Source organism: Solihabitans fulvus (genome assembly GCF_008386585.1).
Taxonomy (GTDB): domain Bacteria; phylum Actinomycetota; class Actinomycetes; order Mycobacteriales; family Pseudonocardiaceae; genus Solihabitans; species Solihabitans fulvus.
The window spans coordinates 1-15,745 of record NZ_VUOB01000105.1; the positions used below are offsets into that span (position 1 = coordinate 1).

The 15,745-nt window shown below is 68.6% G+C and carries 20 protein-coding genes; 5 read left to right on the forward strand and 15 right to left on the reverse strand.

Annotation, left to right across the window (positions count from 1 at the left end; all coding sequences use genetic code 11):
• Positions 1-116: 116 nt before the first annotated feature.
• Positions 117-920, reverse strand: a complete 804-nt coding sequence (locus tag F0L68_RS39705; RefSeq protein WP_223199561.1) for a metal-dependent hydrolase — start codon at positions 918-920, stop codon at positions 117-119.
• A gap of 244 nt (positions 921-1,164) precedes the next feature.
• Here F0L68_RS39705 and F0L68_RS39710 point away from each other — a divergent pair, with 244 nt between their 5' ends.
• Entirely contained in the window at positions 1,165-1,473 is a 309-nt protein-coding gene (locus tag F0L68_RS39710; RefSeq protein WP_149855086.1) for a hypothetical protein, read from the forward strand.
• On the opposite strand, the gene F0L68_RS39715 is transcribed toward F0L68_RS39710, so the two are convergent.
• The 14 genes from F0L68_RS39715 to F0L68_RS39780 form a co-directional block, all read right to left on the reverse strand.
• Positions 1,474-1,821: a carboxymuconolactone decarboxylase family protein gene (locus tag F0L68_RS39715; RefSeq protein WP_149855087.1), complete on the reverse strand. Its 348-nt coding sequence runs from the start codon at positions 1,819-1,821 to the stop codon at positions 1,474-1,476.
• Positions 1,822-1,896: 75 nt separating this feature from the next.
• A complete protein-coding gene (locus F0L68_RS39720) occupies positions 1,897-2,208 on the reverse strand; it encodes a hypothetical protein (protein ID WP_149855088.1) in 312 nt (103 codons plus the stop codon).
• 70 nt (positions 2,209-2,278) lie between these two features.
• Positions 2,279-4,354, reverse strand: a complete 2,076-nt coding sequence (locus F0L68_RS39725; RefSeq protein WP_149855089.1) for a hypothetical protein — start codon at positions 4,352-4,354, stop codon at positions 2,279-2,281.
• Between the two features lie 90 nt (positions 4,355-4,444).
• Positions 4,445-6,046 carry a hypothetical protein gene (locus tag F0L68_RS44690; RefSeq protein ID WP_276313925.1) on the reverse strand — a complete coding sequence of 534 codons (1,602 nt, stop codon included), beginning with the start codon at positions 6,044-6,046 and terminating at the stop codon, positions 4,445-4,447.
• 22 nt (positions 6,047-6,068) lie between these two features.
• Positions 6,069-6,455: a hypothetical protein gene (locus F0L68_RS39735; RefSeq protein ID WP_149855090.1), complete on the reverse strand. Its 387-nt coding sequence runs from the start codon at positions 6,453-6,455 to the stop codon at positions 6,069-6,071.
• Positions 6,452-6,700, reverse strand: coding sequence for a hypothetical protein (locus F0L68_RS39740; RefSeq protein ID WP_149855091.1), 249 nt, complete (start codon positions 6,698-6,700; stop codon positions 6,452-6,454). Before F0L68_RS39740 ends, F0L68_RS39735 begins: the two co-directional genes overlap by 4 nt.
• Positions 6,700-7,128: a hypothetical protein gene (locus F0L68_RS39745; RefSeq protein ID WP_149855092.1), complete on the reverse strand. Its 429-nt coding sequence runs from the start codon at positions 7,126-7,128 to the stop codon at positions 6,700-6,702. Before F0L68_RS39745 ends, F0L68_RS39740 begins: the two co-directional genes overlap by 1 nt.
• Positions 7,129-7,283: 155 nt before the next feature.
• A complete protein-coding gene (locus F0L68_RS39750) occupies positions 7,284-8,270 on the reverse strand; it encodes a hypothetical protein (RefSeq protein WP_149855093.1) in 987 nt (328 codons plus the stop codon).
• Complete coding sequence (locus tag F0L68_RS39755) at positions 8,267-8,548, reverse strand: hypothetical protein (RefSeq protein WP_149855094.1); 282 nt, start codon at positions 8,546-8,548, stop codon at positions 8,267-8,269. The genes F0L68_RS39750 and F0L68_RS39755 overlap by 4 nt, the downstream gene beginning before the upstream one ends.
• Complete coding sequence (locus tag F0L68_RS39760) at positions 8,545-8,805, reverse strand: hypothetical protein (RefSeq protein WP_149855095.1); 261 nt, start codon at positions 8,803-8,805, stop codon at positions 8,545-8,547. Before F0L68_RS39760 ends, F0L68_RS39755 begins: the two co-directional genes overlap by 4 nt.
• Entirely contained in the window at positions 8,802-9,035 is a 234-nt protein-coding gene (locus tag F0L68_RS39765) for a WhiB family transcriptional regulator (protein WP_149855096.1), read from the reverse strand. Before F0L68_RS39765 ends, F0L68_RS39760 begins: the two co-directional genes overlap by 4 nt.
• 417 nt (positions 9,036-9,452) lie before the next feature.
• Entirely contained in the window at positions 9,453-10,274 is an 822-nt protein-coding gene (locus F0L68_RS39770) for a helix-turn-helix domain-containing protein (RefSeq protein WP_149855097.1), read from the reverse strand.
• Positions 10,275-10,285: 11 nt separating this feature from the next.
• Positions 10,286-10,834, reverse strand: coding sequence for a DUF6879 family protein (locus tag F0L68_RS39775; protein WP_149855098.1), 549 nt, complete (start codon positions 10,832-10,834; stop codon positions 10,286-10,288).
• Positions 10,827-11,171 carry a hypothetical protein gene (locus tag F0L68_RS39780; protein ID WP_149855099.1) on the reverse strand — a complete coding sequence of 115 codons (345 nt, stop codon included), beginning with the start codon at positions 11,169-11,171 and terminating at the stop codon, positions 10,827-10,829. Before F0L68_RS39780 ends, F0L68_RS39775 begins: the two co-directional genes overlap by 8 nt.
• A 463-nt stretch (positions 11,172-11,634) precedes the next feature.
• Here F0L68_RS39780 and F0L68_RS39785 point away from each other — a divergent pair, with 463 nt between their 5' ends.
• The 4 genes from F0L68_RS39785 to F0L68_RS42935 all read left to right on the forward strand — a co-directional run bounded on the left by F0L68_RS39785 (position 11,635) and on the right by F0L68_RS42935 (position 15,232).
• A complete protein-coding gene (locus F0L68_RS39785) occupies positions 11,635-12,705 on the forward strand; it encodes a helix-turn-helix domain-containing protein (protein ID WP_223199562.1) in 1,071 nt (356 codons plus the stop codon).
• A complete protein-coding gene (locus tag F0L68_RS39790; RefSeq protein ID WP_223199563.1) occupies positions 12,702-13,310 on the forward strand; it encodes an HD domain-containing protein in 609 nt (202 codons plus the stop codon). Before F0L68_RS39785 ends, F0L68_RS39790 begins: the two co-directional genes overlap by 4 nt.
• Positions 13,311-13,500: 190 nt before the next feature.
• Entirely contained in the window at positions 13,501-14,760 is a 1,260-nt protein-coding gene (locus F0L68_RS39795; protein ID WP_223199564.1) for an NsdA family TPR-like regulatory protein, read from the forward strand.
• A gap of 310 nt (positions 14,761-15,070) precedes the next feature.
• Entirely contained in the window at positions 15,071-15,232 is a 162-nt protein-coding gene (locus F0L68_RS42935; RefSeq protein ID WP_188317087.1) for a hypothetical protein, read from the forward strand.
• Positions 15,233-15,745: the final 513 nt, after the last annotated feature.

Here is a 15,745-nt window from a genome sequence, read left to right on the forward strand (position 1 = left end):
GCCGGCGCGGTCGCGGGCGGCGCTCGCCACCACAGACAGCTCGTGGGCCAGGCACTCGCGTTCCCGCGTGCTGAACCCGTCCACCGGCGGGGTGGCGAGGATGTCGAGGTGGTGGGTCATCGCAGCCCTCCCCCGCCGGCCTGGGCGATCTCGGTGAACAGGCTGACCGCCTGCGGCATCAGGCCGGGCACTGCGGCGGCACAGCCCAGGGCGACCGCTGGGAAGACCAGCCACTGTTCGATGCGCTTGCCGGTGTGGAACCGCAGCCAGCGCGGTGGCCGGATCTCGTACCAGGTCTCGCCCCGCAGCCGCAGGAACGGCCACAGGAATGGGCATCCGGACTCGGTGAGCGCGTCGCCCAGGCAGTGCGCGGCGCAGCCGGCCGCCACTGCCAGACCGAGCCAGCCGGTGGACTGGTCGAGCGCGCAGAGCAGGGCGTCTCCGGCCGGCTGGGGGCTGTTGAGGGTGGCGGGCAGCCAGGCCGCTGCGCCGACTCCGAAGGCGACCAGCGTGAGCGTGCCGAGCCGGTCGACCGCCAGCAGCAGCCCGAACGCGAGCCACCCCACTACCGCCCACGGCCCCCAGCAGGCGGTGGACACCGCGCAGATCCCGCCCAGGACGGTGGCGAACACGAACGTGTGGGTCAGGTGCCGGTGCGTGCCGCCCGGCTCGTCCTTCGGGCCCTTGGTGTGCTGGTACAGCCACGCTGAGGCGGCCCGCAGCGCGCGGGAGAGCAGCCCGGTGACCGGGCCGAGCATCCGGGTGGCCGCCGACGACGGGTGGTCCAGGTCGGGGACCAGGGCGTAGCCGGCTACGGTCGCGGTGAACGGACCCAGTTCCGGCAGGGTGTCCAGCCCGATCAGCCGTCCCACCAGCAGCCCGGCGAGCACCCCGGTCAGGGCGTGTGTGCGGCCCATCATCGTGGCGTCGCCTCCCGCGCGGTGAGCGCCCGGTCCTCGGCGGCCAGCTCGCCGGCGGCTGCTGGGCCGGCCCGGTTCGTGTTTGTGTGGGGCATGGAGTCTTCCTTCCTGGGTTGGGAATTCGGACCGGCTGGGCGCGGGAGTGCTTTCTCAGGGCGTCATGCGCGTACCAGCCGGGTCTTCGTGCAGTTCACGGCAGGGTTTCTGCCGAGGGCCGTCAGAGCGGGGCGGTATCGTGACCTGCGTGAGCGACGAGGAGGAGTTCTCCCACGCTGCGCGGCTGGGCGGCCTGCGCACGCTGGTGATCGACCGGTTCGTCGCCGCCGAGGCCGCAGTTCAGGTCACCGGGCCGCCGAACAACAAGGACACGATCAAGCCGTTCGTGCGGTACTTCCTGGAGTGGCTCAAGGGCGCCGACGGGCCAGCCGACCGCGAGCTGCGGCGTCGCGTGTTGTTGATGGTCACCGAGGGACGCAACCGCCAGGGCTGGTCGGACATCGACGCCTCGAAGATCGTCAACCTGGTCGACGACGTGTACTGCAACATCGCCTGACTACGCGGCGTTCACGGCGGTCAGGTCGATGACGTGACCTTGCCGAAGTTCTTCGTGGATGGCCTCCACGCATACGTCCAGTACCTCGGACCAGTAGTCGGCGAGGGCATCGAGCTGGTCGTCGGTGAGGGTGGTGAGCGGACCGGTCTCTTCCAGTGCCTCGGCGTAGCGCACCAGCGCCACCGCCTCCCTGTGGGTGTAGAAGCACGTGCTGGTCCAGTTGGTGAGCCAGACACGTTCGGTCCGCCAGGACCACGGCAGCCACTTCCGTCGACGGCGGACAGTGCCGGTCCAGGCGTAGTAGGTGCCGCTGTCGCTGACGATTCGGCCGTTTCCCAGCTTGGTCATCTGGTCGTTCCTTCCTCGTTGGATGCGTGGGGTTGGTGGTGCCAGGCGGGGCGCAGGAGTTGCGTTCTCAGGGCGTCATCCACGCCCCGCCTGGAGCAGGTCGCGCAGTTGGTGGTCGCCGTGGACGTCGGCGAGCGTGATCGGGTGAGGCACCACTGCGCGGAGGCCGAGCTTGCGGCCGATCTTCAGGGCGTAGGACCAGTTCGCCGCGCCACCCCGGTCGGTGAACACCCCGGCAGGGGTGGCGATGGCAAGCTCGGTGGCGGCATCAGGCCACCGGGTCAAGTGCTCGACAGCCAGCCGAAGTTCGCGTTCCCGCAGGAGGGCGTTCAGCTCGTTCAGCACGCGGTTGGTGTTGTCGGGGGTGACAGCCAGGTCGGTGAGCACGGCCGAAGTCCTTCCAGAAAGGCGTAGGCGTTGGAGGTAGTGGCGTGTGCGTTGCTCAGGCGGCCCTACCTCAGGCCGTCAGCTCGTAACGGACAGCCGGACCGGCGCCGCTCTTGGTGACCAGCCCCTCCTCCAGAAGCGAGCTGAGTAGCGTGCCGACCTGCTGACGGGTCAGGCCGACCTTCCCGGAGATCGCGCCGGGCTGGGCGAAGCCGGCGCGTACGGCCCGCAGCACCTTCTGCTGCGACCCGCTCAGCGCTGGTGCCTCCGTGGCCACGGAGGTCTTGGCCACACGGCGCACGGACGGCAACCCCATTCGCGTCGGCTGCGGCACCTTCGGTAGCCCGGCCTGGGCAGGCTGGGCAGCGTGGTGCGGTTCGGCGTCCTGCTGGCCGCCGTCGTGCCCAGCGGCAGCGGGACGGCGGGCGTGGTCGCCGGCCAGGGCCGTGCCCGTGTCGAGCCGAGACACCCGGGCGTGGCGGGCGCGCTCGTACCAGTCCTCGACCAGCAGCAGGTCCTTGGGCAGCGGCTTGCCCTCGGCCTCCCGGTTCTTGGCGTTCTTGCGCGAGGGCAGGAACTTGCCCTTGAACGGCGCGTGCCTGCTCGCCTCTCCGAGGGTGTGCCCGAAGCCAGGGATGGCGGGCAGGTCGTGCAGGTTGAACTTGCCGTTGGACATGATCTGGCCCTGGGCGCGCTCGTCGGTCTTCAGGCCCACCGCGTTTCCCGCGCGCAAGCTCCCGCGCAGCACCGACTTGATGAACGTCTCCAGGCTGCCGTCCTGGTCGCCCATGACGATCGCGAGGCCGACCTTGCGCGCCTCGCGCGCCAGCGCCGCCCACCGCATGACGGTCTCTTTGGTGATCACCACGTGGGCCTCGTCGACGATGACGAGGATGCCGGGGTAGTCCGGGGACGGGGTGAAGCCGGGGTCGCCGGCGGGCCGGTTGCGTTGCCGGTGGTGCTGCATCGCGGTCAGCCGCGTGAGCACGTCGCCCACCTCGTCGGAGCCGTAGTGCTCGTGGGCGTGCTTCCACAGTTGCGGGCAGCTCGCGCCGTCCTGGCCGTCCACGTGGATGACGTAGGTCAGGCCGGTGAACATCGCGACGAGCCCGATCACCTCCAGCAGCCGGGACTTGCCCGACCCGGTGCCGCCGATGACCATGCCGCCCCACATCGAGTCCTCGGTGTAGAGGCGCCACAGGGCGGAGCCCACGCCGTCGGCGTACGGGCCGAGCACGATGGAGCCGTCGGCGAACTGGGGCTCGCGGAAGAACACGTCCTGTTTCACCGGCGAGGCGAGCACGACCCGCAGACGCGCCAGTGCCGGGTCGTCGCTGCCCGTGAACTCCTCGGCGATCAGTTGCGAGGCGGGGTGCCCCAACCCGGTGGCGATCTTGGACAGGTTGGACAGCACCATGTCCAGGTCGTGTTTGCCCCGGTGCAGGCGCAGCGCGTACTCGATGCCGTGCTCGAACGGCGTGCCCCCGGTCAGGTGGGAGCCGTCCAGCAAGCAGCCCTTGCCGCCGACGTAGTCGGCCCAGCGGCGCGGGTAGATGGCGATCTGCGACTCGTCCACCTCGACCGGCGCGGCCGCGGGCTCGCCGTGGGCCGGGACCGTCGGCGCGACCGGTGCCGGGTGACGGTGTCGTGCCCACCAGCGGGCACCGAAGGCATAGTCGGCCGCCAGCGCCAGTGCCAGCGAACCCCAGGTGACGCCGGTCAGGACGGCGACGACCATCCACACCGAGGTCGCGGTGGCCAGCAGCGTCGACCATAGCGCCCAGCTCTGGAGGAGCTTCTCCCGCCGGCGCAGCATCCGGTAGCCGGCCGTGCCGGTGGCCGTGCAGGCCAGGCCGGTCAGCAGCGCGGCGACGCCGGCGGCCTGGGCCTGAGTCGACAGCGCGTGGATCGCCTCGGCCAACCCGACCAGGCCCGCGGTGATGTAGTGCGGCAGGAGCTGCTTGCGGTTGCGCTGCTCGACGTCCTTGAGCAGGTGCCGTTCCACCTTGGCCCGTGCACGCCGATTCGACCGACTCGACTGGTCGGCCTGCTCGTCGGCGGTGGCGGTGTGGTCGGCGGCCAGCTCGTCGGGCAGCACGTCCACGGCCTCCGGGGCGGGGCGCTCGGTCTCCAGTTGGGTGGTCATCGAACGTGTCCTTCCTGGTCGGACCGGTGTCGGCCACGGCGCCCGCACACCCGCCCCTTCCTCGCGGGTGTGCGGGACCGAAGACGACACCTAGTCGGCGGTGACGAATTCCTTGCTGCCGGCGTCAGGGGTGGCGTTGTACGCCTCCTGCACGCCGCGGTGGCTCTCCAGCTCGGCTTCCAGCGAGGAAGCGGCCGCGCCGCAGGCTTCGAGCTGGGTCAGGGCGGCGTGCAGGTCGCGGATGGCGCCAGTCATCTGCTCCTGCACGCTGGCCACGTCGGTCAGGGCCTGGCCGGTGACGCCGCCAGTGGACAGGTCGGCCTGGGCCTGCTCGCAGGAGGCGGCCGCCTCGTCACCGGTGGGCACCATCGCGCTGATCTGATCGGTCGTGTGGGTGCAGTACGCCGCGAGCTGGCCGGCGTAGCTGATGGCGGACTCCAGGCCGGTGATCTCCGTGCTCGTCACGGGAAACTCCATTCGCGTGGTCGTGGTGTGGTTGCGCTGCTTGAACGGGATGACGTTGTCGGGCAGTGCGGCCGCGTTGTCCTCGGCGCTGTCCTCCTTCGTGCTGGTCGCGTCCTCGACGACGGGCTCTGGGGAAGCACCGTCGGTCTTGTCGGCCGGGTCGGCCTTGGCGGCGGCTTCGGCCTCGGCCTCGGCGATACGCCGCAGGTCAGCCGCGACGACCTCCTGCACCGCCGGCGACGCGTCGGGCGGGGCGCAGTAGATGTCGGCAGGGTCGATCGAGCCGCCGTGCCGCTGGTTGAGCAGCGCCAACGCCTCGACGTCCTCACAACCGGGCACAACCGTCGCGCGCACGCCAGGCGTGGTGCGCAGGGCGTCGAGCAGGTCCGCGCGGGCGGCCAGCGGCAACGCCATCCACTCCGAGCCAGGGATCTGGGTGAGCGCCCCGGTGCGGACCGCGCCGCGCACCGCGTCGACCGTGCCCTGCTGGGCAGCGGTGAGCGGGTACAGCGCCTCGCTGGCCTTCGCGGCGAGGTCGGTGCCGGCCGCATACTCGGCAGCCCGCGCCGTCAGGCCCGCCGCCAGGGAGCGCGTCGCCTCGCCCACCGGCTGGGTCGCCCCACCGTGCAGCACCTCGCGGGGCGGCACCCCGCTGAGATCGGCTGCCGTGGGCGCGGTCGCGCCGAACCCGGCACCGCCCCGCGCCGCCACCGGCGGGACCGGAGTCGGTGCGGGGACAGACGCGGAACCGGGTGTCGGTGCCGGCGTGGTCGTGGGAACAGGCGTAGAAGCAGGAGCGGCAGATGCTGGCGTCGCCCCACCCGACGCCGAGCCGCTCAGGTCGGCGGCCTCGGGCGCCTTCGCGTCGAAACCCGCAGGGTCCGTGGCCGCCGGCTCGGTCCCGCCACCGGTCTTCGCCTCGTCCTCGCGGTGCCACTTCGCGCGCTTACGCTCGATCTTGGCGGCGGCCCTGCGCTCCCGCGCCTGCTTGCGGTGCTCGGCCATGAGCCCCCGCCGGTGGTGCGCGGAATCCCAAGCGTCGTCAAACAGACCGGTCGCGTAGCGACCCAGCGACGACTTCGCCGGCGTCCCGCCACCGGCGGCCCGCGCCGCCAACTTCTTCTTGCGGAACTCGTGCCGCGGCGGCTCGTGACCGCGCACGGTGGCGGTCGTGTCCTCATACAGCCGAACAACCACGTAGGCGAGGAACAAGCACAGCAGGAACATGGGATCTCACCCCGCTTTCTGGTCAGAAGATCGGGTGGATGGCCTGGACGACGACGAACACCAGCACCAGCGCGGCCACCAGCCGCGAGTCGCGCTCGAAAACCCAGTCCAGGTACAGCAACAGCGCGCGGAACGGCAGCCGGATACCGGCCGTCACACGGGAACCCAGGCGCACCTGCTCGTCGTCGGGCAGATGCTGGCCGTACCGCGCCCACAGCCAGGTGTCCTTCAGGGCGGGCCGGCCGTGCTCCCAGAGGTCCGGTGGCGTCCAGTGCCGGCGCATCCCGTGCGCCCAGGTCCGGGTGTGCTCGCCCAGCGAGACGGGGGCGGTCTCGGCGCCGATCACGGGCTTGTCCTGCGGGCTGGTCGTGGTGTTCTCGCTGGCCGGCTTCACGGTCGGTGTGCTCATGACGTCCGTCCTCGGGATTCGTAGCGGGCAAGCAGTTCCTCGGCCGGGGCGACGAGATCAGCCACGGCGGTGGCGACGATCGCCTGGCGCTGCTCGGGCGTGGCGCACTTGGTGAGCGCGAGCCGCAGGTGATCGAGGGCCACGCTGAGCTGCTCGACGTCGGTCTTGACCCGTCGCAGTCGCTGCCAGTAGCGGTCGCGCCAGGCGGCGACCCGCTCGGGCCGGGTGGCGCGATGCCCTGGCATCAGCCCTTGCCCTGCACCAGGTAGCTCAGGCCATCGCGACCGAAGCTGCTGAAGGCGTCGGCCAGACGGCCACCGTGATCAGCCACCGGGCCGGAAGCGATGATGAACAGCAGCGGCAACACGATCAGGCCGACCAGCTCAGCCCGGTCGGCCTTGCGGTCGTGCACGAACCCGTAGACGACCAGCGGAATGCAGATCAGCACCGCGAGGGCCGCGAGCAGGGCCGCGTTGGTGTGGATCCAGCCGGCTGGCACACCCAGCACCGTGCGCAGCAGGCCCGCTACCCACCCGCCGAGGTCAGTGTTGGCGAAAGCGCACGCGCCGAGCGCGGCGAAGGTCGCCACGACCCACCACTTGCGCCACTTGCGCCACTTCTTCTTGAGTAGGAACAACATCCCGAACGCGAACAGGCACAACAGCCAACTCATCGCGCGCACCTCCAGTCCAGTCGCTGTGGATCGGTCTTCTTGTTGCCGGGTTCTGGCCTGGTTGCCGCCAGGGAAGATCCCTCGTCTCGGGGGGCCGGTGGCCGGGCGGGTTGAGGGGATGTCGAGGGGGCCGCCCGGCCACCGACGTCAGGGGGCTAGAAGCCCAGGAACTGCTTGGCCAGTCGCCGGCCCTCCGTGTGGCCGATGCCGGTGGGCAACACCGTGCGCAGGTACTTGATGACTCCGGACGCCGACGTCTCCGGCGGCAACGTGCCGTCCGCGAGCGCCTTGCGGAGCACCAGCAACCGGTCTCGGGTCACCGGGTCGTCCTTGCTCAGTGCGATCGCCGTGCCGTACAGGCTCGACGCCAGGTGCCAGGCGATGACGGCGGCGAGCACCAGGGCCGGAACGAGGATGTGCGCGACGAGGTCGGTGGACCGCCAGCCGAACCGGATGCCAGAGGGCACCACGTTGAGCAGCACCGACGCGGCCGCGAGCGCGGCGTCGAACCAGTAGAACTTGCGCGGGATCGCGATCCCGCGCTTGCGGCCGGTGAACTGCGCGATCATCGAGATCGCCAGCAGCACCGAGGCCAGCGGTTCGACCAGGTAGGCCGTCCACGTGCCCTCGACGCCGACCAGGCCGTGGTGCACGTTGGCCGACATGTACGCCACACCGCCGGCGACCAGGCCGAACGCGGCGGCTGACGACGCGACGAGCTTGCGGTAGTCCGCGCCGATCGCCCTGGCCGGGTCGAGGATCCGGTCGCGGGCCCGCTCCGCGCGCTCGTCCCACCACGACCAGCGCCGATTCCGGCTTGAGCGCAGGACCTCGGACTTGCCGGCCTTGAGGAGCTCCTGGCGCTTCCAGGAGCGGATCCGCTCGGCGACCTTGCGGTCGGCCGTGCGCTCCTGCTCCGAGGGCAACGCCTCGAACACTTCGTCGGACTGGATCTCGGCGAGCTGGTTGAGCAGGTCGCGCTCGGCCGCGCGGTCGGCGACCTGCTGCCGAAGCTGCGCAATCCGCTCCGACTCGCGCGGAGCCGGGGTCGCGGGCGGCGCCGGCTCGGTGTCGAGCGGCCGCAGCGGCACTCCGATCTCCACGGAGTGCCCGTTGCGGGGCCGCTCGTCAACTGTCGTCACGTCGTCTCCTTCATGGTGTTTTTGCTGCTCAATGCCTCGACGATGTGGTCCCACACGTCCCGCTCCTCGCGAACCAGGTCGTCCAGCCAGGTGCCAGGATCGAGGTATCGGCAGGCCATGGCCCGGTCCTCGGCGATCTCATCCAGTTCGGTGAGCAGGCCCCGTACCCGGCGGCCGATCTCGGTGTCGGCGGTGGCGGTGGTCAGGTAGGCGGCGAAGGCCCGTCGGGCGCTGGTCTTGCCGGCGCCGGTGCCGCCGACCGTGATCGTGGTGGTCACCGGGAACCACCTCCCCGGCGGGTCAGCCGAAACGCGATTGCTCCGGCCATCACGACGATCGCCAGGGCCACGGCGCTCACCACGGCCACCGGGCTGAACACCGCCAGGACGATGCTCAGGCCCGCGAGCAGCGCGAACACCAGCGCTCCGCCGAGGTCGTTCTCGCCGAGGTCGTAGTCGACGAGGTCGGCAGCCGCCACCCCGTTCCCCGTGTCCATGGGCGTAACGATCGGGTCGACGTGTTCGGTGGTCGTCATGCCGACACCGCCGTCCGGGTGCGCAGGAGCTCGTCGCGGGCGGCCTCGGTCATGCCGCCCCAGATGCCGTCCTGGATCGGTGTCTCCAGGGCCTCCCGGCGGCACTCCCCCAGCACCGGGCAGGGCTGGCAGATCGCCAGCGCCAGGTTGGTCAGGGAGTCCCTGCCCCCGACGGGGAAGAACAGCTCCGGGTCTTCGCTGCGGCAGGCCGCGCGATCACGCCAGCTCATGCCACACCTCGCACACCCGAGCGCTTGTCGGGAGCCAGACTGCGCAGCCGCCGGCGGCGCGCACGCTGCTCAGCCAGCGACGGCACCTCGTCGACCAGGTCAACGGTGATTCCGCCGGTGACAGGCAGGACCGGGTGGCGGACAACAGGGTGATCAACCCCGCCGTGTGTGAACGTCCCAGGTAGGCTGGACATCGCAGAGCCCTCCATTCGCTGTGGATCGGTACTTCTGCTGCTTGGGCCTCGCCTGGTTGCCGCCGGGCGGGGCCATTTTTCGTTCGCTGTAGATCTTTTGTGGTCTCCTCCTGCGCCCGGTTGCCGCCGTGAGCAGGAGTTTCGGTGTCGAACAACTTCAATTATGCAGTAGCTAGTGCATAAAACAAGAGTGAAGCTCGCGCGGACCGCAAGGTTGGTCCGGTCAGGTGACGAGTCGGTACTCGGCCGCGATGCGGTCGATGGCCGCGCGGGCCTGGTCGCCGAAGGAGACGAACGGCTCCAGCTCAGCCCAGTGGCTCTCGTAGTCCTCGACCTCGCGTGGGTCGGTGATCAGCGCGGTCGCGGTCTGCGTGCCGAACATGACGGCGCGCGAGTCGTAGAGGTCGAAGGCGTGCAACAGCGGGACAGTCACGGGCGTCGTCCACGGAACCACTCCGAGCAGCACATTCTCCCGACGAGACGCCGCGACCAGCGCGTCGAGCTGCTCGGCCATCACCTCGGCCCCGCCCATGTTCCACCGCAGCGCCCCCTCGGTGATCACGAACTCGAACTCGCGATCCGTATCGAGCAGGCGCCCTCGCGTCATCCGGGCCTCGACCGTGCGCTCCAGGTCATCCGGGGGCAGCGACTCGCCGAACAGCGCCCGCGTGTACGGCCCGGTCTGTAGCAGACCCGGCACGCCGGTGGGCGCGAGGCAGCGGATCCGACCAGCGACTTCCTCGATCCGGCCGATGCGTTCTTGCAGCCACCAGCCGCCGCGTTCGAGCACGACGCGGGCCGAGATCCGCTCCTCGCGCAGTTCGCGAGCCATCTGCACCAGCTCGCGCCGCACCGCGGTCGGGGCCTTGTAGGCCCTGAGCAGCGCCTCGACCTGTTCGGGTGTCGGCATGAACGCGCCGGTCTCCGTGCGGGAGACCTTGGGCTGGCTCAGCCCTGCCCGTCGCGCCGCCTCGGCGCCGGACAGGCCAGCCGCCTTGCGCATCTGCCGCAGGGTCGCCGAGAGCTTGTTGGTGGGTTCTTTCATGTGCGCCTTTCTCAGGCGGCGGACCGGTCGCGGTGGTACTGCGGGTGCCGGCGCCAGTAGTCAGTGAAGTCGATACCGGCCGCCCAAGCTGCGTTCCGCGCCGCGACGTACCTGGGGATCAGCTCGGGTGCGCCGATGCTCGCGCTCTGGAACGTGCCGTCCGGGTTGTAGTGCATCAGCACCAGGTGCTCGTCCCCGATCAGCCACCAGTCGTGGTCTGGCACCACGTCGGGTTTGCGCTGCTCAGCGGTGTCGATGATGCGGATGTGCTCGCCGGCCTCGGCGTTGCGCGAGTAGCCCCACTCGAACTCGTAGCGCAGGTAGTCCGTCAATGGTGAGCGGACCACGTGCACCCGGTAGGTGTGCAGGTCCCGCGCGACCTCGCTGCGGATCATGTCCATCCACGCCTGCTTGTTGAGCGGACCTGGTTGGCCGGCAACGTAGCGGCGGTAGTCGTCGATCTCGCTGCTCACGTCATACCGGTCAAGCGTCTCCAGCCGGAACAGCGTGCTGGTGAAGCGCGTGTCGATGAACTCGCCGAGCTCCTGCTCGTTAAGCATCGACCATCACCAGCTCCGGGAGCAGGGCTCGCGGGATCTCCACGGCGTTCTCTCCGGAGGGAAGGTCCAGCTCGCCCAGGACGGCGGGGTCCGTGACCTGCCTACCTCGGATGTGAAGCGTCCCGTGGTTGGTGAGGGCCAGGCCGTCCTGCAAGGTCGCGCCGGACAGCTCGGGCAGCAGGGACAACGGGACCTCCACCACCGCCTCGTCCGAGGAAACCTGCTGCTCAGAGGCCACGATGTAGCCCTGCACAACGTAGGTGTCCCGGTCGCTGAGGTTGATGTTCGGACACGTTCGGGCGTTGCCGCACGATCCGCGCAGGAGCACGACCTTCATTCCTGTCTCCTCTCGACAGGCGGAGCATCAGGTGGCAGGCTCCGCAGTATATGCAGTCTCACTTGAATAATCGGCACCGTCAACAGCAGGGAGGGTTGATCAGCGTGTATGAGTCGTTCGGCGGCTACGAGCGCTACGCCCGGCGACCTGAAGCCTTCGACCTGTGCAGCTCGATGGTCCACCCCGGTGGGGCGGTTGGAACCGCAACCGGGGTCTCCAAGTAGGTCTCAAGTGCGGCCACCACCACCGCGCCGAGGTCGAATCCATCTTCTCGGCAGTACTTCTCCAGCCGGGCGCGTAACTGCGTCGAGGCTCCTATCTTGTCCAGGGCCGACTGGACCTGGGTGTCACTCAACATCAGCGCACCTCCTGGTGGATGACAGCAGTGAATTTGACCGTATGTGCAGGTCAGCGCATTGTGGACTGACCGGCAGTGAGGATTGAGGGACGCAAGGAGCGCGTTATGTCCTTAAAATCAGGACGTGCCCTCACCGGCGGTGAGGCCAATCCGTATGGCCGTGTCGCCGGATCGGTGCTGGCCACGATCCGGCGGCTGGCCGGGTTCACCCAGGAACGTCTCGCCGAACGCTTGCCGGTCGCTCCGACAACGCTGCAAGGGTGGGAGAGCGGCAGGAAACCGCTGCTCAATGTGCCCTTTGCGCGACTGTCTCACCTCCGGAGGACGCTGCTCGCCGTCGGAGCGCGTTCCGATTTGCTGCGCGTCTGGGACGTGGCGCTAGAGGTGGATGCGATCCTCTCCGACCTCGTTGACCCGGACCTGGACACACACCCGTTGGCGTTGGTCGTGCCAGATCGGCTTTCCACCGAGCTGCTGACATGGCCGCTGACAGGCCGACCGCCAAGGCAACTGGCCGCAACAGGCGCCCGGCTCGACGTTCACCACGATGAACGCGCAGTAACCTTCGATGCTCTGCGCAGACTCTCTGAGCAGGCGAAAGGCTCCATCGACCGCCATGCCATGCTGCGTCGGCAAGTCCAGTTCCTTCTGGCAAATGACCCGAAGTCCACCACCTTGATCGCTGAGCAGCAGGCGGCCGATCTACGTCAGGCTCGCGATATTCGGGAATGGTCCCCAGCGTGGGCGCTCGTGCGCTCAACAGCGGTGACAGCCGCTGGGACAGGCGACTTGGAGCCACTCCAGCACTTCATCCAGGAAGGGCTGTCCAGCGAGCAGGGCGTGCTCGCCAACCTGTCGTACTGGGCCTATTGGGTGGGCGAACTGCCCGAACGGTGGTCCGCAGACAGCGCGATGATCAACGGGAACGGCTTCGCGTGGTCTGGTGAACGGCTCTTTGAGTCCCTCCTGGACGGCGTCGTGACTGCTCCGTACCGCGACTTGTGTGCCCACACCTTGTGGGCGCTCCTGAGGTGCCGCCGACAATTGGCTTCGCATCCGGCGCGCCGCGCAAGGCTGCTCGCTGCGGCACACCACGCACTCGACGGCGGGCAACTCACCAAGCAGGCACGACACAAACTCGACGAGGTCATCTACGCGACGGAGGTACTGGCGTGAACAAGGCCGACAGCATGATCGGGTTCCTCTACGAGGCCGGACATCTGAAGCGGACACCACGCGCGGGGTGGCTTCTTGCTGGCGTGCCGAACCCGGAATCCGTGGCGGAGCACAGCTTCCGGGTGGGGATCATTGCCTACGTCATCGCTGCTCAGGAGGGTGCCAACCCCGATCGTGCCGCAACGCTCGGGCTCTTCCACGACTTCCCGGAAGCTCGAATCGGGGACGTTCCCAGCGTCGGCAAGAACTACGTGCGAACCGCAGCGCCGCAGGAAGTCATCGCCGACCAGGTGGCCGGGCTGCCCGAACCGCTGGGCAGGCACATCGCCACGCTCATCGACGAGCACGAGAAGGCCAAGAGCACCGACGCGACTCTGGAGGCCAAGTGCAGTCGGGATGCAGACAAGATCGAGTGTCTCGTGCAGGCCCGAGAGTACGAGGCCGCTGGGAACACCCAGCTCAAACCGTGGATCGACTCGATGCTGCGGGCCGTGGCGACCCAGACCGGGAAAGAGCTGGCGAACGCCGCACTCGCCGTGCCGCCGAGCATCTGGTTCCAGGACTTCGCGGCCAAGTTCGGGATGCCCCGCGCTGTTGGCGAGTAGCGGACCTAGCACCTGTGCTCGCGTGAGCAAGGCATGTGAGCAGTAGAAACACCACTATGGAGTTGTCAAGGAACGCGATGCAGCAATCGTCAGAGGTGACCGCCCCCGGCGGCAGTGAAGGATCGGTGACTCTTCTGTGTCACCAGTTAGTCACCTGCGGAGATGCACCCGACTGACGAAGGCTGACCACATGGATCACGAGGGCGGGATGGACCCAGAAGTCAACGAGCCGGGACGGATCGAGTGGGGCGAGCGCATCCGGCGGGAGCGCGAACGTCGTGGCTGGTCGCAGTCCGAGGCAGTCACTCAACTTCGCCGTACCACTCGTGAGCAGCACAAAGTCGAACTTGCCGACGACGATTCGTTGCTGCGTTCGTGGAAGCGATGGGAGGCCGGCGGTGGCATCCGGCAGGACAACCAGCGCTATCTCGCAACCCTGTTCAGCTCGGTGGCCGGTGCGTTGTTCCCGCCGCCGCGCCGGATCGACTTGCTGCCCAGCGGCGATATACCGCAGCTCTTGCAGCAGTTGCAGGCGTCCAGCGTGGACAACTCCTCGCTGCACGGCGTGATGCTGACGGTCGAGAAGTTGTGCTCGGAATACGCCTATACCCCGACTGAGCAGCTACTCACCGAAGGACGGGCGTGGCTGGTCCGCCTGGTTCAGCTGATCCAGCAGCCGATGACGCTCGCACAGCGCCGGGAAGTTCAGGTCCAGGCCGGCTGGCTCGCTCTGCTTGTCGCGTGCGTCCAGTACGACATCGGTGACGCCCGCACGGCCGAGGTCACCCGGCGACATGCCCTGAGCCTTGGTGGTGAAGCTGGCCACGCCACCATCCAGGGATGGGCGTACGAAATATCCGCATGGCAGGCCCTGACCAGCGGGAACTATCGGGGTGTGTTGACTGCGGCACAGGCCGGGGCCGCAGTCGCAGGTCGCCACGGGGTGAGCGTGCAGCTCGCCGCCCAGGAAGCGAAAGCACTGGCTCGGATGGGCGACTCGAAGGCCGCCCTGGAGGCACTGGACCGCGGCCGCCGCCTTCTCGAACCCATGGAGTACCCGACGAACATCGGCAATCACTTCGTGGTCGACCCAGCGAAGTACGACTTCTACGCAATGGACGTATACCGCCATCTGAGCAGCGACGATGCCGCCGCTGAACAACTCGCGCGCGAAGTCCTGGCCGCAGGCGTCGACTGGGACGGCAGCGAGCGTTCGGTCATGCGGAACGCCGAAGCCCGCATCACCCTCGGCACGGTGACCGCCCGCCGTGGTGATATCGACGGCGCCATCGAGTGGGGCATCAAGGCGATCTCAACTGACCGCAAGTCACTGCCGAGCTTGCTGATGGTCGCCCGCGATCTGACCGGTGCGATCAACAAGGCCGCACCGGATTCACCGCAGGTCATCGAGTTTACCGAACAACTTCACGACCTCGGTGGACACCGATGACTACCCATCTGTCAACGCGAGTCGGTCAGGTGGCCTGGAGCGACAGCGAGCTGTTCTCCCTGCTCGCCGACGAGCGACCGCCGAACGAGTCCACGAACTCAGCGGCCGCTGATGACGACGTCCCTACCAGAGACAACGCCGTCAGCTCAGCCTGTAGGCACCGCTGCTCGGGTGGTTGCAGCCGCTGGCCGAAAACCCTCGGAGATCACGGCGTGTCGATCCCGTTTCAGATTTCCGGAACGGTAGAACATGGGACATGGAGCACCGGAAGACCGGGCGGCCTTCGAAGGGCGATCGTAAGCAGAAGCCAGTGCGGCTGTCTGTTGAACTCATGGCTGCGGCGGAGAACTACGTCGAGCAGCACGGGACGACCTTCAACGACCTGGTTGGGGAGCTCCTCGCCAGCCACCTGCGCAAGCAGGGAGTCAAGGTGACCGCTCAGACACAGGAGGCGTTGCCACTGACCGCGTAAATGGCGAAACGCCCCAGGAGTTCGCCAACTCCGGGGCGCTTCTTGGTCTAACTGAATATTCGCTTGTCACCAACGCTGGGCCTTCTTGCTACGGAGGGTTGTCCCACCGTTGGTGGCTCGCCTGAGCCTGGAGTCACCATACCAAACAAGACCCAGGCCGGTACCCCCCTGCGCGAAAAATGCCTGCTCGCGCAGGGTGTCGTACCGGCCACACGTGTATCTGAACCCTTCGCTGCCCGGCGGCCGGTGACGTCCATGCGGACGGCCGCCAGCCCTGCTTTTCCTTGCCACAGTTGGGAAATCTCTCGCTCGCGAGCGGAAAGCGCTGATGATCGGCCCGTGGCCGCCGGGTTCGCAGCGGTGGTCGCATGACCACGACCGAACTGGCCCCGACTGCCGTTTCCGCTGCTCACCGGCTTGAATGCGCGGCTTGCTGTCGCCCGTACGGGCGACGCCGCGCCCCGCTGGTCGAGGGCGACGCGCTGCTCGACTGCGTCGATCTGGTCGTGTGCG

What these genes read in the sequence shown, in the direction of transcription:
- F0L68_RS39705 (WP_223199561.1), bottom strand. Translation starts at nt 920, where the DNA reads ATGATGGGCCGCACACACGCCCTGACCGGGGTGCTCGCCGGGCTGCTG.
- F0L68_RS39715 (WP_149855087.1), bottom strand. Translation starts at nt 1,821, where the DNA reads ATGACCAAGCTGGGAAACGGCCGAATCGTCAGCGACAGCGGCACCTAC.
- F0L68_RS39725 (WP_149855089.1), bottom strand. Translation starts at nt 4,354, where the DNA reads ATGACCACCCAACTGGAGACCGAGCGCCCCGCCCCGGAGGCCGTGGAC.
- F0L68_RS44690 (WP_276313925.1), bottom strand. Translation starts at nt 6,046, where the DNA reads ATGTTCCTGCTGTGCTTGTTCCTCGCCTACGTGGTTGTTCGGCTGTAT.
- F0L68_RS39735 (WP_149855090.1), bottom strand. Translation starts at nt 6,455, where the DNA reads ATGAGCACACCGACCGTGAAGCCGGCCAGCGAGAACACCACGACCAGC.
- F0L68_RS39740 (WP_149855091.1), bottom strand. Translation starts at nt 6,700, where the DNA reads ATGCCAGGGCATCGCGCCACCCGGCCCGAGCGGGTCGCCGCCTGGCGC.
- F0L68_RS39745 (WP_149855092.1), bottom strand. Translation starts at nt 7,128, where the DNA reads ATGAGTTGGCTGTTGTGCCTGTTCGCGTTCGGGATGTTGTTCCTACTC.
- F0L68_RS39760 (WP_149855095.1), bottom strand. Translation starts at nt 8,805, where the DNA reads ATGACGACCACCGAACACGTCGACCCGATCGTTACGCCCATGGACACG.
- F0L68_RS39765 (WP_149855096.1), bottom strand. Translation starts at nt 9,035, where the DNA reads ATGAGCTGGCGTGATCGCGCGGCCTGCCGCAGCGAAGACCCGGAGCTG.
- F0L68_RS39770 (WP_149855097.1), bottom strand. Translation starts at nt 10,274, where the DNA reads ATGAAAGAACCCACCAACAAGCTCTCGGCGACCCTGCGGCAGATGCGC.
- F0L68_RS39775 (WP_149855098.1), bottom strand. Translation starts at nt 10,834, where the DNA reads ATGCTTAACGAGCAGGAGCTCGGCGAGTTCATCGACACGCGCTTCACC.
- F0L68_RS39780 (WP_149855099.1), bottom strand. Translation starts at nt 11,171, where the DNA reads ATGAAGGTCGTGCTCCTGCGCGGATCGTGCGGCAACGCCCGAACGTGT.
- F0L68_RS39785 (WP_223199562.1), top strand. Translation starts at nt 11,635, where the DNA reads ATGTCCTTAAAATCAGGACGTGCCCTCACCGGCGGTGAGGCCAATCCG.
- F0L68_RS39795 (WP_223199564.1), top strand. Translation starts at nt 13,501, where the DNA reads ATGGATCACGAGGGCGGGATGGACCCAGAAGTCAACGAGCCGGGACGG.